The organism is Marinobacter salinexigens, from assembly GCF_008370345.1.
GTDB lineage: Bacteria > Pseudomonadota > Gammaproteobacteria > Pseudomonadales > Oleiphilaceae > Marinobacter > Marinobacter salinexigens.
This window is the reverse complement of record NZ_VTUU01000001.1, coordinates 837444-860879: the sequence shown is the minus strand read 5'-3', so window position 1 is coordinate 860879 and position 23436 is coordinate 837444. Positions and strand designations below refer to the sequence as shown.

At 55.3% G+C, this 23436-nt stretch carries 19 protein-coding genes; 9 read left to right on the top strand and 10 right to left on the bottom strand.

Features of this window, described 5'->3' with window-relative positions:
- The first annotated feature begins 74 nt into the window (after positions 1 to 74).
- On the top strand, positions 75 to 1157 hold the full coding sequence (queG, locus tag FWJ25_RS03975) for a tRNA epoxyqueuosine(34) reductase QueG (RefSeq protein ID WP_149598929.1): 1083 nt from the start codon (positions 75 to 77) through the stop codon (positions 1155 to 1157).
- Between the two features lie 5 nt (positions 1158 to 1162).
- Here queG and orn read toward each other — a convergent pair whose 3' ends face one another.
- A complete protein-coding gene (gene orn / locus FWJ25_RS03970) occupies positions 1163 to 1705 on the bottom strand; it encodes an oligoribonuclease (RefSeq protein WP_149598928.1) in 543 nt (180 codons plus the stop codon).
- A 245-nt stretch (positions 1706 to 1950) separates the two neighbouring features.
- On the opposite strand from orn, the gene rsgA reads away from it, so the two are divergent.
- Positions 1951 to 3006, top strand: a complete 1056-nt coding sequence (gene rsgA / locus FWJ25_RS03965) for a small ribosomal subunit biogenesis GTPase RsgA (protein ID WP_149598927.1) — start codon at positions 1951 to 1953, stop codon at positions 3004 to 3006.
- Between the two features lie 6 nt (positions 3007 to 3012).
- Here rsgA and motB read toward each other — a convergent pair whose 3' ends face one another.
- Positions 3013 to 3969: a flagellar motor protein MotB gene (gene motB, locus FWJ25_RS03960; protein ID WP_149598926.1), complete on the bottom strand. Its 957-nt coding sequence runs from the start codon at positions 3967 to 3969 to the stop codon at positions 3013 to 3015.
- Between the two features lie 31 nt (positions 3970 to 4000).
- Positions 4001 to 4852 (bottom strand): flagellar motor stator protein MotA, encoded by an 852-nt coding sequence (motA, locus tag FWJ25_RS03955; protein ID WP_149598925.1) that lies wholly within the window; start codon positions 4850 to 4852, stop codon positions 4001 to 4003.
- 176 nt (positions 4853 to 5028) lie between these two features.
- Here motA and asd point away from each other — a divergent pair, with 176 nt between their 5' ends.
- Positions 5029 to 5883: an archaetidylserine decarboxylase gene (asd, locus tag FWJ25_RS03950; RefSeq protein ID WP_149598924.1), complete on the top strand. Its 855-nt coding sequence runs from the start codon at positions 5029 to 5031 to the stop codon at positions 5881 to 5883.
- A 12-nt stretch (positions 5884 to 5895) separates the two neighbouring features.
- On the opposite strand, the gene epmA is transcribed toward asd, so the two are convergent.
- Together epmA and efp are read right to left on the bottom strand one after the other, a co-directional pair.
- Positions 5896 to 6861: an EF-P lysine aminoacylase EpmA gene (gene epmA / locus FWJ25_RS03945; RefSeq protein ID WP_149598923.1), complete on the bottom strand. Its 966-nt coding sequence runs from the start codon at positions 6859 to 6861 to the stop codon at positions 5896 to 5898.
- A 7-nt stretch (positions 6862 to 6868) separates the two neighbouring features.
- Positions 6869 to 7444: an elongation factor P gene (gene efp, locus FWJ25_RS03940; RefSeq protein WP_149598922.1), complete on the bottom strand. Its 576-nt coding sequence runs from the start codon at positions 7442 to 7444 to the stop codon at positions 6869 to 6871.
- Positions 7445 to 7489: 45 nt separating this feature from the next.
- Between efp and epmB the strand changes: the two genes are divergently transcribed.
- The 3 genes from epmB to FWJ25_RS03925 all read left to right on the top strand — a co-directional run bounded on the left by epmB (position 7490) and on the right by FWJ25_RS03925 (position 12797).
- Positions 7490 to 8524: an EF-P beta-lysylation protein EpmB gene (gene epmB, locus FWJ25_RS03935; protein WP_149598921.1), complete on the top strand. Its 1035-nt coding sequence runs from the start codon at positions 7490 to 7492 to the stop codon at positions 8522 to 8524.
- A 274-nt stretch (positions 8525 to 8798) separates the two neighbouring features.
- Complete coding sequence (locus tag FWJ25_RS03930; RefSeq protein WP_497755917.1) at positions 8799 to 10598, top strand: cyclic-di-GMP receptor FimW-related protein; 1800 nt, start codon at positions 8799 to 8801, stop codon at positions 10596 to 10598.
- Between the two features lie 114 nt (positions 10599 to 10712).
- Positions 10713 to 12797, top strand: a complete 2085-nt coding sequence (locus FWJ25_RS03925; protein ID WP_149598919.1) for an EAL domain-containing response regulator — start codon at positions 10713 to 10715, stop codon at positions 12795 to 12797.
- A 61-nt stretch (positions 12798 to 12858) separates the two neighbouring features.
- Here the strand turns inward: FWJ25_RS03925 and serB are convergent, their stop codons facing one another.
- Together serB and parC are read right to left on the bottom strand one after the other, a co-directional pair.
- Positions 12859 to 14091, bottom strand: a complete 1233-nt coding sequence (serB, locus tag FWJ25_RS03920) for a phosphoserine phosphatase SerB (protein WP_149598918.1) — start codon at positions 14089 to 14091, stop codon at positions 12859 to 12861.
- Positions 14084 to 16378, bottom strand: coding sequence for a DNA topoisomerase IV subunit A (gene parC, locus FWJ25_RS03915; RefSeq protein WP_149598917.1), 2295 nt, complete (start codon positions 16376 to 16378; stop codon positions 14084 to 14086). Before parC ends, serB begins: the two co-directional genes overlap by 8 nt.
- Before the next feature lie 216 nt (positions 16379 to 16594).
- On the opposite strand from parC, the gene FWJ25_RS03910 reads away from it, so the two are divergent.
- Positions 16595 to 16837 carry a hypothetical protein gene (locus FWJ25_RS03910; RefSeq protein WP_149598916.1) on the top strand — a complete coding sequence of 81 codons (243 nt, stop codon included), beginning with the start codon at positions 16595 to 16597 and terminating at the stop codon, positions 16835 to 16837.
- 135 nt (positions 16838 to 16972) lie between these two features.
- Positions 16973 to 18610 (top strand): methyl-accepting chemotaxis protein, encoded by a 1638-nt coding sequence (locus FWJ25_RS03905; RefSeq protein ID WP_149598915.1) that lies wholly within the window; start codon positions 16973 to 16975, stop codon positions 18608 to 18610.
- Positions 18611 to 18667: 57 nt separating this feature from the next.
- On the opposite strand, the gene FWJ25_RS03900 is transcribed toward FWJ25_RS03905, so the two are convergent.
- Positions 18668 to 19252: a YceI family protein gene (locus tag FWJ25_RS03900; RefSeq protein WP_149598914.1), complete on the bottom strand. Its 585-nt coding sequence runs from the start codon at positions 19250 to 19252 to the stop codon at positions 18668 to 18670.
- 71 nt (positions 19253 to 19323) lie between these two features.
- Positions 19324 to 19869, bottom strand: a complete 546-nt coding sequence (locus FWJ25_RS03895) for a cytochrome b (RefSeq protein WP_149598913.1) — start codon at positions 19867 to 19869, stop codon at positions 19324 to 19326.
- A 548-nt stretch (positions 19870 to 20417) separates the two neighbouring features.
- Here FWJ25_RS03895 and FWJ25_RS03890 point away from each other — a divergent pair.
- Positions 20418 to 21659 (top strand): EAL domain-containing protein, encoded by a 1242-nt coding sequence (locus FWJ25_RS03890; RefSeq protein ID WP_149598912.1) that lies wholly within the window; start codon positions 20418 to 20420, stop codon positions 21657 to 21659.
- Here FWJ25_RS03890 and FWJ25_RS03885 read toward each other — a convergent pair.
- Positions 21649 to 23421, bottom strand: coding sequence for an SLC13 family permease (locus FWJ25_RS03885; RefSeq protein WP_149598911.1), 1773 nt, complete (start codon positions 23419 to 23421; stop codon positions 21649 to 21651). The two genes, FWJ25_RS03890 and FWJ25_RS03885, sit on opposite strands and share 11 nt — an antisense overlap.
- Between the last annotated feature and the right edge of the window lie 15 nt (positions 23422 to 23436).

The following is a 23436-nucleotide window of genomic DNA, read 5'->3' as shown; positions in this document are numbered from 1 at the left end:
AAAAGGTCATAACTTAATCAAATTAAAAAACGGCATGACACCCAGACCCTTAATCAGCCACGCCTACATAATCAATGACAACGACATCTGACGCCACCAATACGGCTGACGCTCTGACATCTGTGGCAAGCGATATCCGCGCCTGGGCCACTGAACTCGGCTTCTCCGACGCTGGCATTACCCACCCCGATACCGGCATTCACGGGCAGCACCTTCAGGACTGGCTTGCCGCTGGCTATCAGGGGGAAATGGAATACATGGGGCATCACGGAGACAAGCGCTACACCCCGAAGTCGCTGGTGCCCGGCACCGCTCGCGTCATTTCAGTTCGCATGGATTACATGCCAACACCGGACAGCCCGAAAGAAGCGCTCACTAACCGGGAGAATGCCTATGTTACGCGCTACGCTCTGGGACGGGACTACCACAAGCTGATTCGCAAACGGCTGGCCACACTCGCCAAACGCATCGACGACGCGGTCAGCGGATACGACTATCGTGCCTTTGTAGACAGTGCCCCGGTACTGGAGCGCGCGCTCGCTCAGCGGGCGGGACTGGGCTGGATTGGCAAGAACAACATGCTGATTCACCCCAAATCCGGCTCTTTCTTCTTTCTGGGGGAAATATTTACCAGCGCGCCTCTGCCTCTCGATGCTCCATTTGAGACCGACCACTGCGGCAGCTGTTCCGCCTGCCTGGACCTCTGTCCGACGGATGCCTTTGTTGGCCCTCACAAACTGGACGCCCGGCGCTGCATCAGCTACCTCACCATCGAGCTGAGAGGCAGCATCCCCGAAGAATTACGCGCCCCAATGGGCAACAGGGTATTTGGCTGTGACGATTGCCAGCTGGTCTGCCCCTGGCAAAAGTTCAGCAAGCCGACAAAAGAGGACGACTTTCACCCCAGACACGGTCTCGACAACACGTCCCTGGCCGAGCTGTTCATGTGGACCGAAGAACAATTTCTGAAACGCACCGAGGGATCGGCAATACGCCGCACGGGCTACGAAGGCTGGCTGAGGAATATTGCAGTGGGATTGGGCAACGCTCCATCCACCATCCCGGTGATTGAGGCACTCAGGAAGAGAGCGGACCACCCGTCAGAGATGGTCCGCGAACACGTGCAGTGGGCCTTGAGGCGCCACGGAATCCAATAAATCGCTTACAGCTTGAAGAACTCTTCCCTGTAATGGCGCAACTCGTTGATGGAATCCCGGATGTCATCCAGTGCCAGGTGGCTTCCCTGCTTCTTCACACCGGCCAGCACATCCGGCCGCCAGCGGCGGGCAAGCTCTTTGATGGTGGACACATCCAGATTCCGGTAGTGGAAGAAGGCCTCCAGCTTCGGCATGTACTTCACCAGAAAGCGGCGGTCCTGCCCGATGCTGTTTCCGCACAGCGGTGATTTTCCGGGTTCAAGGTACTTGGCCAGGAAGTCCAGAGTCTGCTGTTCCGCCTCTGCTTCTGAAGTAGTGCTGTCTTTTACACGCTGGGTCAGACCATTGGCACCGTGGGTGTTGGTACACCATTCATCCATCGCATCCAGCAGACTGTCTGGCTGGTGAATCGCAATCACAGGCCCCTCAGCCACGAGATTAAGTTCTGAATCGGTAACGATAGTCGCTATTTCGATAATCCGTTCTTTTTCCGGATCCAGGCCGGTCATCTCAAGATCAATCCAGACCAGACGGTCGTTTTCTGCCATAACTTGTAGCCTTCTGCCTTGGGTGGAGGTGGCGCTGAAGATAGCCCTTCCGAGAACCGCTACGAGCACATCCATGTGCGCTTGACTCCGGCCATCCATGGCCTCCGACATTCTCGGAAGGGCTATCTCCAGCGCCACTCAGACTTCGTGATCGCCTACCGGTCGCTATAACGAGCCGAGTATTCAAGTTTCGCGTATGATGGCACACCAACGGGAAAACTTTCATCAGGTTATCTGACCAGTTTATGGCGAAGCGTCGACTTAACAAGCAGCAGCAGTTCCGCATCCGGAAGGTTCAGGAAGAACGGGCTGCCCGGGCAGCCCGCAAGGAAAAGGCCATTCAGGCTCAGGCGGAGTCTGGCGAACTGGGGCCAGAGCAGGAAGGGTTAGTCATTGCTCACTATGGCCAGCAACTGGATGTCGAAGGGCTGGAAGGCGAACACATCGGCGAAGTTGTTCGCTGCTTCGTGCGCGCCAACATCGACAGTCTGGTGACAGGTGACCGCGTGGTCTGGCGCCCTGGCCATGACAACACCGGGGTTATTGTTGCCCGCTGTGACCGCCAGAACCTGCTGCAGCGCCCGGATAATTTTGGCGCCCTGAAACCGGTTGCCGCCAACATCGATCACATCATTCTGGTGATCGCCCCGGAACCAGAACCACACGATAACCTGATTGACCGGTATCTGGTGTCGTCTGAAATCACCGATATTCCTGCAGTCATTCTGTTGAACAAGACCGACCTCATCACCGAGAAAAACCAGGAACAGATCGACGCCCTGCTCGCCCGCTATGAAGCCCTGGGTTATCAGGTGGTTCGCACCTCAGCGGCGGAATCCGGCGACAAACCCTCACCAGAGGTGGAAGCCTTGGTCAAAGGCCAGACCAGCGTCTTCGTCGGTCAATCGGGTGTGGGCAAATCCTCGATCATCAAAACCCTGATGCCGGATGAAACCATCCGTGTGGGAGCCGTTTCCGAAGCAACCGGCAAAGGGGTTCATACCACAACGACCGCCAAGCTGTTCCATGTTCCGGTCGGCGGGGATCTGATTGACTCGCCGGGCATCCGGGAGTTCGGGTTGTGGCATATGACACCTCAGGAGATCGAGTACGGGTTCCGGGAGATTCGCGAGGAGATTGGTCACTGCAAGTTCCGCAACTGTCGCCACATGGGTGACCCGGGCTGCGCCATTGATGCCGCTGCAGACGCCGGGCGCATCAGCCCGGAACGGCTCAGAAGTTTCCACCGGATTCTTCAGGATATGGCGGAGCAGCAGGCCCGGGGCCTGAAAATAGACTGAACCGGGTTACCAGTTCAGTTCGCCGGGCTTCGGTTCCGGCTTTTCTTCCAGCCAGTTACCGCTCTCCAGTTTCGTTCTTGCTTCTTCTTTCTGCGCTGCGGTGGGTTCCGTCAGGTCGATGACGGGTTCACCGCCACCCGCACTGGACTGGATGCCCTGAGCGGCTTTTTTATTCAAGACGATGATGGAAATACGGCGATTCACCGGGGCCGTCGGATTATCTTTGTCAAACAGCACGGAATCACTAAGCCCCACAACCCGGGCAATCTGGGCGCCACGGACACCACCGGCTACCAGCGCCCTTCTCGCGGTATTCGCCCGATCTGCCGACAACTCCCAATTGGTATAGCCAGGACGTCCGTTGAAGGGTGTTGCATCGGTATGTCCGGTGATACTGAGTTTGTTATCGACGGAACCCAACGTCTTGGCCAATTCAAACAGAATGTTCTGGGAGTAATATTTCAGCTCAGCGCGCCCACTATCGAACATCGGCCGACCGGAGCGGTCAACGATCTGGATTCGGAGTCCTTCGTCGGTAATATCAATCAGCAGTTGATCCTTGAACTCCTGCAGGGTCTCGTTCTGCTCTATCCGCTCCTTCAGCTCCTGAAACAGCTCCTGCATCCGACGCTGCTCCAGCGTTTCCGAAAGCTCATCGACCACTTGATCCTCAATCTGGATCTGGCTCCGCTCGATGTCCATGGCAGATTCTTTCACCACCGACGCGCTGCCTTCCAGATCTACCGGATTGGGCGATCCGCCCTCGGTGAAGCCAACCGGGTCCTTGAAGTAACCTTCCACCGCACGCTTCTGTTCTGGTGATGCGGTCGCCGTAAGCCACAACACCAGGAAGAACGCCATCATGGCTGTCGCAAAATCCGCAAAGGCCACTTTCCAGGAGCCCCCATGGTGGCCTCCGGCAACAACCTTCTTGCGCTTAATGATTATCGGCTGGTCTTCCAAAGGTCAGCTCCGGGTGGTGTCGTTAGCCAGGTTACTTCGAGCGAACGTGGTCATTGAGTTCCTGGAAAGCGGGTCGCTTGTCCGTCGGCAATGCCTTGCGTCCAAACTCAATGGCCATTTGTGGAGCTTGCCCCGACACCGTGGCGACCACTGCGGATTTCACACATTCATACGCCTTGAGTTCGTACTTTGCCGCATGCTCCATTGCGATGGAGGTTGGCCCGATGAAGCCGTAGCCCATGAAGATACCCAGGAAGGTGCCCACCAGCGCAGCAGCAACACTCAAACCAATACGTTCGGGACCTTCAGAGAGGAAGTTCATGGTAATGACAATACCGAGGACCGCCGCCACTATCCCCAGCCCTGGCAGCGCATCGGCGATCTTGTTCACCGCATGAGCCGGTTCCTCAAGCTCATGCTGACGGCTGTCGATTTCATTTTCCATCATGCCTTCCAGCTCATGGGTAGCCATGTTTCCGGCGCTGATAATACGGAGATAATCGGTAATAAAGGCCATCAACTCCCTGGACTTCATAATGGCCGGGTAGCGGCTGAAAATCTGGCTCGACTCCGGATTGTCTATATCTTCCTCGATCGACATCACCCCCTGCTTCCGGGACTTGTCGAACACTTCATACAGCAGGCTTAGCAAATCCATGTAATAGGACTTGTTGTACGGTGAGCCGGTCAGCAGTCGCAGACCGCTTTTGAACACTTCCTTGATGGTGTGCAGCGGGTTGGCAATGACAAAGGAGCCAAACGCTGCACCGAAGATGATGAGTATTTCTGTAGGCTGCCAGAGTACCAGGAGGTTCCCGCCATGGAGTACATATCCGCCCATTACGCAGGCAAAAACGACAACTGCACCAATGATTAGAAGCATGAAGAGAACTAGCGCCCTTGTAATTGCTGGTTATTGACGGTAGCCGGACAGAATTTCCGGAAATATGTCCAGATAATAGCAAGGCTCTCGCATAACCGCGAAGCTGTGAAACAATTTCTATACAGTGGCCAGTCTTGCTAAACTTCGCGCCTTCGAGTGCCAAGGGTCCAAGATTAATGAAAGACAAGCTGTTTGTTCTGAGCCAGTACCTCACCCCGCAACTGGCGGTATCCCGCCTTGCCGGCCGGCTGGCAGACTATGATCGGACACCGGCGCTCAAGAATCGCGTGGTCAAATGGTTTATAGGCCGCTACGGTGTCAACATGAGTGAGGCCCTGGAGTCTGACCCTGAAGCCTACCCCAGTTTTAACGCATTTTTTACCCGTGAGCTAAAGCCTGGCATCCGCCCCCTTGCCGGCGGTGACGAAACCTTCGTCAGCCCTGTGGATGGCGCAATCAGCCAGTTGGGCCAGGTGAATGACGACAGGGTATTCCAGGCCAAGGGCCAGTCCTTCAGCCTGAACGAACTGCTCGGCGACGATCAACGCCTTACCCGGGAATTCGACGAGGGCGAGTTCGCCACTATTTACCTGTCTCCCAAAGACTACCACCGCATCCACATGCCAATGGCCGGCACCTTGCGGGAAATGATCCATATTCCGGGCAAGCTGTTTTCAGTCAATCCGGTCACAGCGGAAAACGTTCCCAACCTGTTCGCCCGCAATGAGCGGGTGGTTTGCATTTTCGACACAGAGGCCGGCCCTCTAGCAATGGTTCTTGTAGGCGCAATGATTGTCGGCAGCGTGGAAACCGTATGGAACGGTGTTGTTGTGCCAAGAGGCAACCAGGTCAGTGCTACCCGTTACCAGGGCGAACAGGCCCGCGCATTCGCCAAAGGCGAGGAGATGGGCAGATTCAGGCTCGGCTCTACCGTTGTAATGGTTATGCCCAAAGGCAGTGTTCGCTGGAACAAAGAGCAGGTAGCGGGAAAATCCGTACGCATGGGCGAGGCATTCGGCAGCCTCGACTGATCGAAATCGCCATCAGGCCCTTTCGAACGGGAAGCCCAGGACATCCGCGATATCCTGGGTGCCCATTTTCACCATCAACAGCCGGTCCAGCCCCAGGGCCACACCCGCGCAATCAGGCAAACCGGATCCGATGGCGGCGAGAAATGGCTCGTCAATCGCCATCACAGGCTTTCCAGCCCGCTTTCTCAAAACATTATCCGCTTCGAAGCGACGACGCTGCTCTTCAGGATCTGTCAGCTCCCAGTAGCCATTACACAGCTCGAGGCCGTCAACATACAATTCGAATCGGTGCGCCACACGAATGCCCTCGCATTCGGAAGTTCTGGCCAGAGCTGCTTGCGACGCCGGATAGGCGGTCAGAAATACAGGGAAGTCGCGCCCCAGATCAGGTTCCACGACAAAGCTCATGATCATATCGAGACAGGCGTCACGGCTCATGTCTGCCAGTTGAATGGGGTCAAGCCACTCTTCGCACCGACGCCTGAGCTGATGGTCAGACACATCGAACGGGTCCAGATGCGCATATGCGAGCAGAGCTTCGCGGTATGTCAGCTGCCGGGGCCGCTCACAACCCAGCCAGCCACAGACCAGATCGCCTACCTCGGACATCAATGACTGATCATCGAACCCCGGCCGGTACCACTCCAGCATGGAGAACTCAGGATTGTGGCGCCGCCCTCGCTCGCCATCACGAAACACCCGGGAAACCTGGAAGATGGGGCCCGAACCGGCCGCCAGAAGGCGCTTCATGTGGTATTCCGGAGAGGTCTGCAGCCAGCCGCCACTAACCCCTTGGGCGGAGACGTCAGCCTGAACGCTGTCGAGATTGAGATCCGTCACTGAGTGACGTCCGAGGATGGGCGTTTCAACTTCCAGGACAGATCTGTCAGCAAAAAAGCCGCGCACGTAGGCCAGCTGCCGTGCACGGCTTTCCAGGGCAGCCTGTGCGGCCGATGGCCGCCAGACAGTTCCGGTCATGGGGTAATCAGCTGCTCTTGACGCGGCTGACGTAGTCCCCGGTCCGGGTATCTACCTTCAGCACTTCACCAATGGTGATAAACAGAGGAACGTTGACGACAGCACCCGTCGTCAGGGTTGCCGGTTTGGAACCACCCTGAGCGGTATCACCTTTCATGCCGGGGTCAGTATCCACAACTTCCAGCTCGACGAAGTTCGGCGGAGTTACACTCAGGGGCGCACCGTTGTACAGGGTTACGGTGTAGACATCCTGCTCTTTCAGCCACTTGGTGGTGTCGCCCACGGCTTTGGCATCGGCTGCGTGCTGCTCGAAAGAACCATCGGTCAGCATGAAATGCCAGAACTCACCATCGGTATAAAGGTATTCCATATCCAGATCGATAACGTCTGCAGCTTCAAGACTTTCACCGGACTTGAAGGTACGTTCCCACACCCGGTTGGAGTTCAGATTGCGAAGTTTCACACGGTTGAACGCCTGACCTTTCCCCGGCTTTACGAACTCATTTTCAAGGATGATACATGGGTCACCATCCAGCAAAACCTTAAGACCACTGCGGAATTCATTGGTAGAATATGAAGCCATGAAATGTCCACCTGACAAAATGCTGTTAAAAATTCAAAGGTCGCTATGATACAGCGAACCCCCGCCCGTATAGAAGCCCACGTTGCGGACGATGATACCTCATGGCAACAACTGTTCTCCGAATCCGTCACCACCCCGGAGGCTCTGTTGCGCCGACTGGAACTGCCCCAGCAATGGTTTCAGGGCGCTCTGGCAGGGCATGAGCTGTTTCCGATACGGGTGCCCGAACCGTTTCTGAACAGAATGCGCAAAGGGGATCCCTCCGACCCCCTGCTGCGACAGGTTTTGCCCCTGGAGGATGAAACTGACGAGATGCCCGGGTTTGTCCGGGATCCTCTGCAGGAAGACTCAGCCATTAATATCACCGGCCTGATCCGGAAATATCAGAGCAGAGCCCTGGTGATGGTGACAGGGCAGTGCGCCGTCAACTGCCGCTATTGTTTTCGCAGGCATTTTCCATACGACGAACAACGACTGTCTCCCACAGATCGCCAGACCGTCATCGACACTCTGCACGCCAGCCCGGAAATCAATGAAGTCATTTTCAGCGGCGGCGATCCTCTGGCAGTGAACGATCGCCTGTTGGCTCAATGGGTGGAGGCCATAAGCTCGGTACCGCACATTCGCCGGCTGCGCATTCACAGCCGACTGCCAGTGGTCATCCCCCAGCGAGTCTGCGACGCCCTGCTGAAATGGATCACGTCCACCAAGCTCAAGGTCATCATGGTTCTGCACATTAACCATGCTGCAGAAATAGACATGGCAACCCGTCGGGCTCTCGGCTACCTGCGTTCTGCCGGCGTTACCCTGCTGAACCAGAGTGTGATTCTCCGGGGCGTGAATGATAACGCCAGTACCCTCGAAGAATTGAGCGAAACCCTGTTCGATGCCGGCGTGCTGCCGTACTACCTGCACGCATTTGATCCGGTTAGAGGCGCACATCATTACGACGTCTCCGACGAACAGGCTCGCCGACTGATGCGCGAATTACTGGAGAGACTGCCAGGATTTCTGGTTCCGCGACTGGTCAGGGAGATTCCCGGCGAGAAGAGCAAAACACCGATAAACCTGTTCCCGTAATACCTGTTAGAAAGCGGTCTACCAGTGTTTCCCGTGAAGCAATTTTCAGCACCACAGACAGGAAACTGTGAAAGATTGTCAACTAGTGAACTTCTCGCTTTTTGTCACGAGTTTGCTATTTTAAAGTTCGGTGACAACCAATCATAACAATATCGACTTTCGGTGCCCCCGGTTGTTACCGGACAGCAAAGATTAATCAGAAAAACATCTTTAAAGGCTGACCGCACCGGTTAATGACGACGAATGGCGCAATCCCAAGAAAGGCATGGAAGGCATGACCCTGAAACCAGATCTCAGAGTTCCTGAACAGAAAACACCGAGCCTGTCATTCTGTGACACGACCCCAAAAGCCTTCAGGGCCTGGGTCGAACAGCTACCAATGGCCAACATCGGTGAGGCATCACGCCAGCTCTACCATGCCATTATCGAGATCAATCATCTGTTCACCCCGCCCCAGCAACGGATTCAGTATCTGGAACTGGTTCGGGAAAAGATTCATTTTGTCTGCAACGAGTTATCCCGGCATTTTCTCGGTCTGGCTGTCGCCCTTCCGGAAAAGCAGCGCAAGATAGCCAACCTGGCGCAGGCTCTGCAGTTGCATCTGGCCTCAGGCTACAAGCTGTGCGTACTGGAGTTCCTGGACAACGGCGGACTGGAGAAGAACCGCAAACCGGTTGCGATGGCTATCCACCGGGCCATATCGGAGCTTGGCTCCACCATTATGCGATCTCACCAGCTGTATTGTCCCAGCCCGGCACAAAGCTGGCTTGAGTGCCACCGTCTTTTCCGATTCGCCAACCGCAACAAACTGGGCAGCCTTCAGATAGACGATGACACCCTGCAATATCGTCGCTCCAGCTCGGTGGCAGACAGTTATAAACGGGTTCTTCTGCTGGGCTGCGCACGCCCGAACCAGCTGCGTCAGCCAGAGCTGATACAGGCATACGAACTGTTTGAAAACTGGACGGACTTCACCAGCTTCGGGACTAACTCCAATTCCGACAGTCTTTTTGTGGTCAACATGGAAAGTGATACGCCGCCGGTGTACCGGAGCCTGCTCGGGCAGCAACCCGGTGAGGAAAGCCTGGATTTTGATACCCGGGATTTGTCCGCCAAGGTTTCCGAAACTCTGCAGGCACGGCGAAGCCGCACGGACACCGCCGCCGACCTCCAGATCCCGGCAAAAGTCAGCGACACTCTGCTGACGCACCTGAGCCAGGCTCTTGGCATTCTGGCGAAGCGTAACTTCAACCGGGTCGCCAGTGAAGGCACTCTGGAGATCTGTGTTGGCCTGACAGCCGCGCATTACTTTATTGCCGGCGAAAAAACCTTCACGGAATTCGTCAGTGGCAACAACAACGCCCCTCAAGACGAAGGCAACCTGTTCCTGCGCGAGCCCCGCAAAGAAGCAGATCCATGGGCCGGAGCCTACGACGCCGGGCCCAGTGACAACCCGGCGCAGAGATCCGACGCGCCCATCAATTTCCGGGACAGTAACGGAACCACACCGACTCACATTGCAGAACGAAATATTCCGGATTCCCACCATGCCTGGCTGATAAACACCAGTCCGGGCGGCTATTGCGTTGCCTGGGAGAGCGGCATTCCCAACACACTGCAGGCTGGCGAACTTCTGGGGGTCCGCGAACAGACCTCACATCCGTGGAGCGTTGCCATTGTCCGGTGGATACGGCAGATCAAGAACCAGGGCACCCATGTCGGTATTGAGCTGCTGGCTCCCAGCGCCTCCCCCTGCGGTGTGCGGCTGATCCAGAAGATCGGCAACAACAGCGAGTATCTTCGCGGCCTCCTGCTCCCCGAAATAAGCGTGGTTAACCAGTCAGCCACGCTGATTACTCCGCGACTGCCATTTCAGTCCGGAAGCCGGATTTCCCTGCTCCATGATGGCCGCGAGGATCAGGGTTACCTGTCCAGCAAGGTTTCCGCAACCGGCAGCATAAGTCAGTTTGAATTGAAATTGCAGAACAACAAAACTCTCTCGCCCGCCGCTGCACAGCAGGGGCAGCCGAGTACCAGCGAAGATGAGTTTGATTCTCTCTGGCCATCGCTCTGATACCCAACGGAGATCAAATTACAGGCATCCGGCGCGCCCTCAGGGTTGTTATTGCAGCATATCCCCTTCATCATTCAGCGTAAGTAACCGAGTACTCGACGAGATACATTACGAATGCAGAAGAAGAATGCGACCGTACACCTGCTGATTCTCGACCCGTCCCAGAATGATGCTGAATCACTGGTCAGCTTGCTCCGAAATTCCGGCAAAGCAACCCGGGCTCACCGAATCACGTCAGAAGAAGATCTTGAGGAAGCGCTGAAATCGGGAAACTGGGACCTGTTGCTTGCCCGGGATACCGAACAGGAGTTTGGTGCCGATGACGCCCTGGGGATGATTCGGAGGCTCGACAAGGACATTCCTTTCATTCTGCTGACCGAAGACCAGAGTCGCGAGCGAAAGGTGTCTGTCATGAAAGCCGGCGCCCAGGACACCGTCCCCGCCGATTACACCGATCTTCTGGTACTGGTGGTTAACCGCGAACTCGCAGCGCTGGAGGAGCGTCGGCGTCGTCGGGCACTCGACTCCCACCTGCGGGAAGCAGAGCAACGCTGCCAACTTCTTCTGGAAAGCTCCAAAGATGCCATTGCCTATATCAACGACGGCATGCACATCTACGCCAACCAGTCGTACATGGAATTCCTCGGCTATGACGACATCGATGATCTCATCTGCATCCCTGTTCTCGACACGCTCACCTCAGAGAGCCAGGACGCCTACAAGGACTTCATGAAATCCTTCGCGGATAAGCGTGAAGATGGCATGTCATTCAATTTTACCGCGGTCCGAAGCGACGATCAGGAGTTGAGCGTTACCGTATCCGTGTCTGCCGCGACCTACGATGGCGAAGCCTGTACCCAGATCGTCCTCCAGCCGGAACACAGCGATGCCGAACTGGAAGAGAAGCTACGCCAGATCAGCAGCCAGGACCTGCTAACCGGGTTGTATAATCGCCAGTACCTGATGGATGCCCTGGCCGAAAATATTGCCAAGGCCGGCAAGAACAACGAATCCGGCGCGCTTGCGTACATTGCTCTGGACAGTTTCATGAGCCTGAAGAGCAAGGTCGGCATTGCAGGAGCCGATCTGCTTCTCGGTGATCTGGCTAACCTGCTTAAAGAGCAGGTCAGCGACGACATCACTCTCGCTCGCCTGAGCGATGATGCGTTCTGTTTCATGGCCCAGCCCGGCGACGAGAAGTCCATGGCTGCATTCTGTGAAAAAGTACGCAAGGCCATCGAAGATCATCTGTTCGACATCAACGGACGCACCGTTCAGATCAGCGTCAGCATTGGTGTAGCAGCGATTACAGAGAACTCACCCAAAGCAGAAGAGCTGCTCGGACGAGCCCACACCGCATCTGCCGACGTCAAGAAGAAAGAGGGACACGAACAGGGCAACGGCGTCAACGTGTACAACCCTGCCGATTATGAATCCCTAGACGAAAGCAACTCGATCGAAGCCATCCAGAGAGCGCTTGACGAGAATCGCTTCAAGCTTCTGTTCCAGCCTATTATTAACCTTCGGGGCGAAGGCGAAGAGCACTACGAAGCCTTTGTTCGAATGCTGGACAAGGAAGGTAATGAAGTCTCACCTTACGACTTCCTCCCTCCCATGGGACCCTCGGATACGGCTATCAAGATCGATCGCTGGGTCATTCTCCAGACCATCAAACAGCTATCCAGCCACCGGTCGAGGGGGCACGATACCCGTCTGTTCCTTAACGTGACCGCAGAGACCCTGCAGGACAAGACCTTCACGCCGTGGCTCAGCGTCGCTCTTAAAGCGGCGCGTCTGCCAGGCGACTCGCTGATTTTCCAGATCCGGGAAGGGGATGCGAACAACTTCATGAAGCAGGCCAAAGAGTTCGCGAAAGCCGTTCACGAACTCCATTGCAAACTTTCGATCAGCCAGTTCGGATGTGCGCTGAATCCGTTCAACACCCTCAAACACATCGAAACCGATTATGTGAAAGTCGATGGTTCGTTCACTGAGGAAATCCAGAAGAACGAAGAAGCCAAGGAGCACCTCAAGGAAATGGTTCAGAGCCTCCAGAACGCGGGCAAACTCACTATTATCCCGTTGGTGGAAAATGCCAGCATTCTGGCTACGTTGTGGCAGGCTGGTGTGAACTACATCCAGGGTTACTACCTCCAGGCTCCTGTACCGGAAATGAACTACGACTTCGGGGATCAGTAACTACCGGTTCACACAAACAAAAACGGCGCCTCAAATCGGGCGCCGTTTTTGTTTCTCCAGATCAGAATCCCGACTTTTCGAGACTCTGGTTAGCCTCGCTTTCCCTGAACCCTATCAGGTAGAGGATCGCATCCAGCCCCAGAGTGGAAATAGAATGGCGCGCAGATTCTTTCACCAGCGGCTTGGCACGGAATGCCACCCCAAGACCCGCCTGGCTTAGCATCGGAAGGTCATTGGCACCATCACCAACAGCAATGACCTGCTCACGGGAGATATGCTCTTTCCTGGCGATTTCCTGCAGCAGTTCAGCCTTGCGTTTGCCATCCACAATCTGACCCGAAACCCGGCCAGTCACTTTTCCGTCTTCGATTTCCAGCTCGTTGGCATATACGTAATCGATTCCCAACTTGTTCTGCAGGTGCCGGGCGAAATAGGTGAATCCACCGGAAAGAATAGCAGTACGATACCCCAGCCCCTTGAGGCTACGGATCAGATGTTCTGCACCCTCTGTCATTTTCAGGCGGGCGGCAATACCCTCCAGCACCGATTCATCAAGCCCCTTGAGCAGCGCCAGACGCTCAGCAAAACTCTGGCTGAAATCCAGCTCCCCCTGCATCGCTCGCTCAGTGATTTCAGCCACCTGTTCTCCAACACCGGCCTCCATCGCCAGTTCATCGATAACCTCGGCTTCAATCAGAGTGGAGTCCATATCAAACACCACCAGACGTCGATTGCGGCGGAAGATGGAATCTTCCTGGAATGCGATATCGACATTCATCTCGCCGGCGATATGGAGGAAATCCGCCCGAAGCGTTTCCAGATCCGACGGCGTGCCCCGCACAGAGAACTCGACACAGGCGATGCGATTCTCCGATGAGTTCAGCGACGGGCGGGCAGATAGCCGGGATATATTGTCAATATTGAGCCCATGACGAGCAGTAATCGCTGACACCCGGGCTATCTGCTCTGCTTTGATATCTCTGGACAGCAGCGTAACGATGTAGCAGGCACGATTACGACCCGCAGCCCAGGCCTGGTACTCTTCAATGGTAATCGGCGCAAAGTGCACCTGCAGATCCAGTGCATGGAGCCGGAACAGCAGGTCGCGGATAACCGGCGACGACTTTGACTCATCTGGAATCTCGATCAGAATTCCCCACGTCAGATGATCATGGATAACGGCCTGACCAATATCGAGAATACGCACGTCATACTGACCCATGATGCCAGTAATTTCGGAAGTCAGTCCCGGCTTGTCGCGGCCGGATACGTTAATCAGTACCAGTTCACTCACTCTCGGAGCTCTCCTCTTCCTGGACCCTGGCCGCCGATGGAATGACATCAATGGCATCTACACGCTGAAGCCCTCTTGGCAGCTTGTGACCACGACGGCCACGCTCGCCCAGGTAGTGCTCCAGATCACTGAATTGCAGCCCCATCTTGCGTTTACCTGCCCGGATCTCCAGCTGGTCATCCTGGGCGAATACCGCAAGTGCAACGACATATTCCTCCCGGTTCATCACGCGGGCTGACGGGATACTGATGATCTTGTTCCCCTTACCCTTGGCCAGCTGAGGCAACTCACTCAACGGGAACACCAGCATCCGGCCCTCGTTGGAGACCGCACCGATAAACAGATCCTTTTCAGTATCGGGAATATCGACAGGCTCCATAATTTTCGCGCCCTTGGGCACAGAAACCACCGCTTTGCCGTTGCGGTTCTTGCTGACCATGTCGCCAAGGTTTGTCACAAAGCCGTAGCCACCATCCGTAACCAGAAGCACCCGTTTGGCGGCCTCGCCCATGAGCACCCCGGCAAAGGTCGCACCGGCAATCGGATTGATGCGGCCGGTCAGCGGCTCGCCCTGCCCTCGGGCGGAAGGCAGTGAATGCGCCATAAGCGAGTAGGCCCGGCCCGTGGAGTCCAGGAATATCGCCTGCTGGTTGTTCCGCCCCCGCGCAGCGAGAGCAAACCGGTCTCCGGACTTGTAGCTGAGGCCCTGAGCATCAATGTCATGGCCCTTGGCCGCCCTGACCCATCCTTTCTCGGACAGCACAACGGTTACCGGGTCGTTGGACACCAGATCCGCGTCGCTGAATGCACGGGCCTCTTCTCGCTCAACAATGGGCGATCGACGATCGTCACCAAAGGCTTCCGCGTCAGCCCGCAGTTCGTCTTTAATGAGTTCGCGCAGACGATCTTCTGAGCCCAGAATCGCTTGCAACTCATCACGTTCGGCAGCGAGCTCATCCTGCTCACCCCGGATCTTCATTTCTTCGAGTTTCGCAAGGTGGCGCAATTTCAGTTCAAGGATAGCCTCGGCCTGCTCAGCCGACAGACCAAAGCGCGCCATCAACTCCTGTTTGGGCTTGTCTTCGTTGCGGATAATCGCAATAACCTCATCAATGTTCAGATAAGCGATCAACAAACCTTCGAGGATATGCAAGCGCGCCAGCACCTTATCCAGACGGTACTGGAGTCGGCGGGTGACGGTATCTTTACGAAACGCCAGCCATTCGGTCAGGATCTGGACCAGCCCCTTCACACCCGGACGACCATCGTTGCCGATGACATTGATATTCACCCGGTAAGTCTTTTCCAGATCAGTGCTGGCAAACAGATGGGCCATCAGGCCGTCGAGATCCACCCGATTGGACCGGGGAACAATCACCAGTCGGGTCGGGTTTTCGTGGTCAGACTCATCCCGCAGGTCCGCCACCATCGGCAGCTTCTTGGTCTGCATCTGCTGGGCTATCTGTTCCAGAACCCGGGCGCCAGAAACCTGATGAGGGAGGTCGGTCACCACGACTTCGCCATTCTCACGCACCCACCGCGCCCGCATCCGCAGGGAGCCACGACCAGTCTCGTACATCTGCCGGATATCTTTGCGAGGCGTAATCACCTCAGCCCGTGTCGGGAAATCGGGGCCTTTAATGTGTTCACACAGGTCGTCGACGGTTGAATCCGGTTGATCCAGCAAGCGGATACTGGCGGCAGCTACTTCCCGCACGTTATGGGGAGGAATATCCGTTGCCATTCCCACCGCAATGCCGGTAGTACCGTTCAGCAACACGTGAGGCAAACGGGCCGGGAGTACAGACGGCTCATCCATCGTGCCATCAAAATTCGGGACCCAATCCACCGTGCCCTGGCCCAGTTCGCCGAGCAGTACATCTGCGAATGGTGCCAGACGTGATTCTGTATATCGCATGGCCGCGAAGGATTTAGGGTCATCCGGGGAGCCCCAGTTGCCCTGACCATCCACCAGCGGGTAACGATAGGAAAAAGGCTGCGCCATCAGAACCATGGCTTCGTAGCAGGCGCTATCACCATGGGGATGAAATTTACCCAACACATCACCAACGGTCCGGGCAGACTTCTTGTACTTGGAAGTGGACTTGAGGCCCAGCTCCGACATCGCGTAGACAATGCGCCTCTGTACTGGCTTCAGCCCGTCTCCTACGTTCGGTAACGCCCGATCAAGGATGACGTACATTGAGTAATCAAGGTAAGCCTTTTCTGTATACTCCCGCAGTGAAACCCGCTCAAAACCTTCATCCGTTGTCTGGAACTCTGGCATGGATGCCTCTTTCGCCTGTTTTGAATTCGCCGGTGATGCTACCCTCTGCGCCGCAAATATTCACGACACGGGCGCGACGCCACATTATATGGACGCTTGCGCGGATACACCAATTTCCAATAGCGGAATTCCCGAATGGAGAGCCTGTAATGTGCGCCGTATCCTCGTCCCCAGTGAGATAGAAGACCGTTTTACAATCCAGGCAAGCGGAACACTATGAAACCTAACCTCAAAGCCTGCGGGCAAGCCATGGCAACAGCGATGGTGAACGCGGTACTGGCGGTGGCTCTGATGCTCCTCGTGGAGTTTGCAATCAGTGGCAACTTTCAGGTGCCAGAGCCCTATCTTTGGGCAGGGCTGCTGATCTGGCTGGTCATTTTTGCAGGTCAGTTCTGGCGACAGCGCCATCTGTGCAACTCCTGCAAGACGCCCAAAGAATCATCCAAGCCGTCACACTGATCCGTCCGGGTACGGGCCAACCTATTCCGATGTTCAGGGGCAGTCGCCCCTGAAAATCTCTTTCTCAAACCCCACCTTGCGTTCTGATCCCTGCTATCATTCGAGGAAAACACGACAAATAACAAGAGGTGGATCTTGAAGTTCCTCACACGCCTTGGTCTGCGTACAAAAATCGCCCTACCGTTCATCATTACCGCCATAGCACTGGTGTTCGTTGGCCTGTACAGCGTCAACACCACCAGCAACCTGGTAGAAGACACTGACGATATCTCCCGCATTTACCTCCCGTCAGTCAGTGAGGTTCTGAACGGAGACCGGGATCTCTACCAGGCTCTGGTTGCCCAGATGGCATACATTGACGCGGTAGCAAACAACCGCGATGGCAACGAACTGGTCGGAGAGTTCAACGAGAATGCCCAACAGGCACTTGATCGCTTCAAGAAGGCCGCCAAACAACTCCAGAACACGGGTGTTGAAGAGGTCACAACGGGTTTTGATAGTGCTTACAACCGCTGGCTGACTTCCGCCAGAAAGGTCATCGAGTTGGCTGGCTCGGGCGATATCCGGGGTGCCCGGGCCCTGGAGCAGACGGAAACCAGTACTCGTTTTTCTGAATTGCGGGACTTTTTCGACAAGGTGGGCGCTCACGCCGACGAGCAGGCCCAGCAGCGCGCGGCAGATTCGTCATCCGAAGGACAGAGCAGCTCATTTGCCATACTGGTAATCACCATCATTGCCGTCATCATCTCAATCCTGCTGTTCGCACTTTTCCTGAAGGTTATTATCAACTCCATCAAAACCCTCAGAGATCAGTTGGATAACATTGCACAGGGCGAGGGCGACCTGACTCAGCGGGTACCCGTGGAAGCTGAAGACGACCTGGGCGAACTCGCCAGGAGTTTCAACCAGGTACTGCAAAACCTCCAGGGCATGATCGGCAGCATCCAGACCCTGAGTAAAGAACTCGGTCAGGGTGCGAGCGATCTGGCAACAGCAGCGAACGACAATCACGAAGGGGTTGCTAAACAGACTGACGCCATTTCCATGGTAGCGACCGCCATTAACGAAATGCAGAGTGCCATCGAAGAAGTGGCAGGCAACGCCTCACGGGCTGCAGAAAGCACTCAGGAAGCTGAGACCAATGGCCGCAACAGTGCTGAGATTATCCGCAACTCTTCGCAGCAGGTTCGTCGTTTGGCCGCCCAGATTGAAAAAGCGGTTGAGGTGATCCGTAAGCTGTCCGCCGATTCAGAAAACATCACCTCCGTTCTGGATGTGATTCGCGGCATTGCGGAGCAGACCAACCTGCTCGCACTGAATGCCGCGATAGAGGCCGCAAGGGCGGGAGAACAGGGACGGGGCTTTGCGGTTGTTGCTGATGAAGTCCGTACCCTGGCCCAACGTACCCAGCAGTCAACAGAAGATATCCAGACCATGATTACCACACTGCAGACCGGTGTATCAGATATCGTATCTGTCATGGAAAGCGGGAGCGCCGAAGCGGCCGAAACCGAAAAACTGGCCGCAGAAGCCGAGTCCCAGTTGCATAGCATTCTGGAAGCCATGGGCAATATCAGTGATGTGAACACCAGTGTCGCCTCGGCTACGGAGGAGCAGACTCAGGTGGTCGACGAGATCAACCGGAGCATCACGGAAATCAATGATCTGGCGGAAACCAGTGCGGCACGTTCGCGGGATATTGATGGAATCAGCCAATCGCTGGAAGGGTATGCGCGCCAGCTTCGGGAACAGACAGGCAGGTTCCGGGTTTAGCCCGGACCTGCCCTGTCTTGACCTGCGCCGCGCTGTGCTGCGTAGGGAAGATGAGGCTTACTGTCGGATACCCTCGACAGAAATAATGATTTCGACCGTTTCGGAGGCTTTACCAAGCTCCATCGGAATACCGAAGTCCTTCAGGCGCAATTCTGTTTCTGCCTCAAAACCCATGCGGTATCCGCCCCATGGATCAGCACCATGACCAATCATCTCTGCGTCCAGCGTCACTTCTTTGGTAACACCACGGAGGGTCAGATCACCAATGATGTCTGCCTCTCCGTCGTCGTCAACGACAACACGCTTGCTCTTGAAGCTGGCCTCCGGGAATTCGTCCACACTCAGAAAATCCTTGCTACGGAGGTGTTTGTCGCGCTCTGCATGGTTCGAGTCAACACTGCTTGTGTCGATGGTCACATTGACTGAGCTGTTTGCCGGGTTCGCTGCATCATAAACGAACTGGCCGTCAAAGTTGTTGAAGCGGCCGTAAAGCCAGCTGTAGCCCAAGTGGGAAATCCTGAACGTGATGAACTGGTGAGTTTGCTTGCTGTCGAACGCGTAGGTACCACCATGATCGTCAGCAGCCGCGGAACCAGCTACCAGAGCCATGGATACAGCAGAGGCAAGCAGAACTTTCTTCATGAATATCTCCTTTTCAATGAAACCCAAGCGGGCATGTACGACGAGAAATGTAAAACGTTTCGTTAGTCTGCTCAGTGACCGATCATGCGCTTCAAAGTTTCATCCCGATCGACAAAGTGATGCTTCAGAGCGCCCACGGCATGAATACCTGCAAGCACAACCAGAGCCCAGGTTGACCAATAGTGAACGACACCAGCGGTGTCTTCCATACCTTTGATCTGCCCTGTGACTGACGGCACTTCGAACCATCCGAATACACTGATCGATGATCCGTCGGCGGTAGAAATCAGGTAGCCACTGATCATCGCAACGAATAACAACAGGTAAAGGAACAGGTGAGCCAGATGCGCCCCCACGATCTCCCAGCGCTGATGGCCGGCCAAGGCTTCGGGTGATCGGTTCACGACCCGCCACACAACCCGGAACACCATCACAGCAAGCAGCAGGATACCGAGGCTCCGGTGAATATCCGGCCCCGTTTTGTACCACTCGCTGTAGTAAGTCAGGTCAACCATCCAGTATCCGAGAGCAAACAATCCAATCACAGCCAGGGCAACGAGCCAATGAATCACGACAACGACCAGGCCATAGCGGGACGCAGTATTACGAAGTTGCATAGTACGAGAAGACCTCATTCCCTGAAGAAGCAGTACGGCTGAATAACGGTACGGCAGAGTTTAGAAAGCTGTCAGCGCGAAACAAACTGAAATGTTTTGCAATGCAGCATCAGAATTTCTGACTGACTTTCCCGGGTTAGGTTCCCAAGCCTTTGGTCGAATACGGGTTCTACGGATTGTTCAAAATTATAGCAACGATAACATTTAGCAATATCAGGTAGCCCGATGACGGGACATCATCAGCAGCGAGGAAGAGACATGGAACTCGAATTCGACGAAAACGTAGTAGTACCCAGCAACAACTGATTGAGAAGATACAAACGGTTTCCATCTTCCATTATGAAATGGTGGTAATGATTGTCATTTTTTGGCAATCTCCGGACACTTCTCAGGGGCAAGCATCCATTGAAATTGTCCAATCTGAGCGTTGACAGTTCAGGCCTCACTTTCTGAGGCGACTGATGTGTTCGTTTACCGATTCAGAACCGTTTATGTCTTCATTTCTCTCTCAAAATCTGACAGTTCCGGAATTAGACCTGCTGTCGCCGATGCTAAACAAAGAGGGAGAATCATGGAGCGCCAGCTTCCAGGGCCTTACCCTGAGAACGGCGCTCCAACCGATATACAGTATCTCTCACAAACGCATCATTGGCTACGAAGCCCTTATCCGTGCGTTTGACACCGACAATTCCGCCGTTCTCCCCACGCACCTGTTCCAGCTTCCGTCATCTGATGCCGAGAACCTGCTGCTGGACCGTCTTTGCCGATATCTCCATATCCAGAACTATAGCGGCATAGAAGACCAGCTTAACTGGCTGTTTCTCAACGTTTCCCCCAGAGTCGTCACAACCGGTAGCCGCGCGGACTCGTTCTTTGGCCAGTTGCTGCAACGAACCGGGTTGCCACCCCACCGGATCGTAATGGAAATCGTGGAACAGCCGACAGACGATGCCGAACGACTGAAAGATACTGTTTCCTACTACAAAAAGCTGGGGTGTCTGACGGCGATCGACGACTTTGGCGCAGGCCACTCCAATTTTGAGCGTATCTGGAACCTGTCCCCGGACATCGTGAAACTGGACCGCACTCTGCTGACCCGGGCCACCGACGATCACAAAGCCCGGCAGATCCTTAACGGCATAGTATCCCTGCTTCACCAATCTGGGTGTCTGGCACTACTGGAAGGCGTAGAGACCCACGAACAGGCCATGATCGCCATTGATGCAGGCGTGGATTTTGTACAGGGTTTTTATTTCCAGAAGCCAACCACAGACCTTGGAGAGATCTCGCAGACACCGGCCAATTTTGATGATCTTCTGAAGGACTACAAGAACCGAAGGGCGGTCAGCCACGACCCCGCGCAGCAGTTACAATCCTTTTTCTCGCGAATATTCACTGATGTAACCGAGCAACTTATCCAAGGGCACAGCCTGCGGAATGCATGCTCAGAACTGTTGGCCCACCCGGCCGTCTCACGCAGTTATCTGGCTGATCACAGGGGCATCCAGCTTGAGGACACCATTATCTCCGACAGCCGGGCACGTTCACTGGATCCGCGCTTCCGCCCGCTCGAAAGTACCACCAGTGCAGACTGGTTCAGGCAACAATATCTGCGACAGGCACTCGCGCATCCGGGGCAGCTTCAGGTAACTGCGCCCTACCTCTGCGTAACCGGCGCCTACATGTGTGTCACTCTGTCGCTGGGCTTTTATCAGCAAGGAGAGCTCAGGGTTTTGTGCTGCGACATCCTTGCCAATGCCACAGATACCCTCGCGACGCTTAAAGACTGATACCGTATACCAGAGAGATCGTTGCTACGGTAACCAATCCGATGAATACATTCATCGGCAGCCCTACCCGCAGAAAATCACCAAAGCGGTAACCACCCGGCCCGAACACCATCATATTTGTCTGGTACCCCAGCGGCGTTGCAAAGCTGGCAGAAGCCGCCATCATGACCGCAATCACAAACGGTTCCGGGGTTACACCCATGGTTGTGGTCATGGAAAGTACGATGGGAATAACCAACACCGCGGCAGCGTTATTCGTGATCACCTCCGTCAATACCGAAACAGCAAAGTAGACCAGCAGTATGGCCAGCAACACATGGCCGTGACTCATGCTGAGAATACCTTCTGCCACATAAGTCGCAGCACCTGTTTGCTGTAACGCCGCTCCCAGGGCAAAAGAGGAAGCAATGGTAAGAACCACCGGTATATCCACTGCCTTCTGGGCCTGGATGACCGAACAACAGCCAAACAGGATCATCAGCGTCGCACCGAGTAACGCCGCATTAAGCATGGTGAGCACGCCACACGCCGCCAGCCCAACCAAAACAACCAGTATGCCCCAGGACAGCCACGCACGATCATGCCGGGGAGTTTCCGTATCCAGATCATTGATCAGCAGGAAATCCTTGTTGTAGCGCTGACGGCTGACAAACGCCGGACGCGCTTCCAGTAGCAGAACATCACCGGGCTTCAGGCGGATATTGCCGAGATTTCCCGAAACACGCTCACCACCACGAGCCACCGCCAGCACAACCGCACCGTAACGATCCCTGAAACGGGCATCCCTGATCGTCAGCCCCAACACATCAGACTGTGGTGACAGGGCCGCTTCTACCAACCGGCGCTCTGCCCTGTCCTTACTCAAACTGGGCTCATCCTCATGCACGGACGGCACAATGCCATTGATCCTCAGCAGATCAGAGATGGCCTGGGTGTCACCAGCAAACACAAGACGATCTCCGCCCCGCAGCCGCTCCTCTGACGGCACCGCTGTTACCACACTTCCATCCCGCTCGATCTCAACCAGATAGAGCTGCTCCAGTTCTCTCAACCCGGCTTCACCAACGCTTTTTCCTACTAGCGGCCCGTCAAACGACACGGCGACTTCCAGCGTGAACTCTCTCATGGCGCCAAATTTCTGCTGGTCCTTGCGATCTGGTAGCGTGCGTGGCAATACCAGCAGCATCACTGCCACACCAATAACGGCAACGGGCAAGCCCACGGAGGTAATGGAGAAGATGGAGAAACCTTCAGAGCCGGTGAGCTGCTGATACTGCCCGTTAACCACCAGGTTGGTACTGGTTCCGATCAGTGTCAGTGTACCCCCGAGAATGGCCGAATAGCTCAAGGGAATCATAAGCTTGGAAGGCGACACGCCGATTTTACGTGACCAGGCGTGTACCGCAGGAATCATGGTTGCAACGACAGGAGTGTTATTGAGAAAGCCGCTCAGGAAGGAAACCGGAAGCGCGATGCGCGCTTGAGCACTACGGACAGTTTTCGGCGAGCGGAGCAGGTATCGGACCAGAAGATCAACACCACCCGAATGATGAATACCGGAAGCCACCACAAACAGGGCCACCACGGTAATCAGACCGCTGTTGCTGAAGCCAGACAACGCCTGATCCGGAGACACAATACCGCTGACGCTCAGGATAACCAGTACACCCATCATAACCATATGGGGTGCAAATCGCCCGGAACTCATCAATGCCAGTGCGATGCCGGCCAATCCCAGCGAAAACCAGCCCTGCCAGTCCATTTACGGTATTCCCCG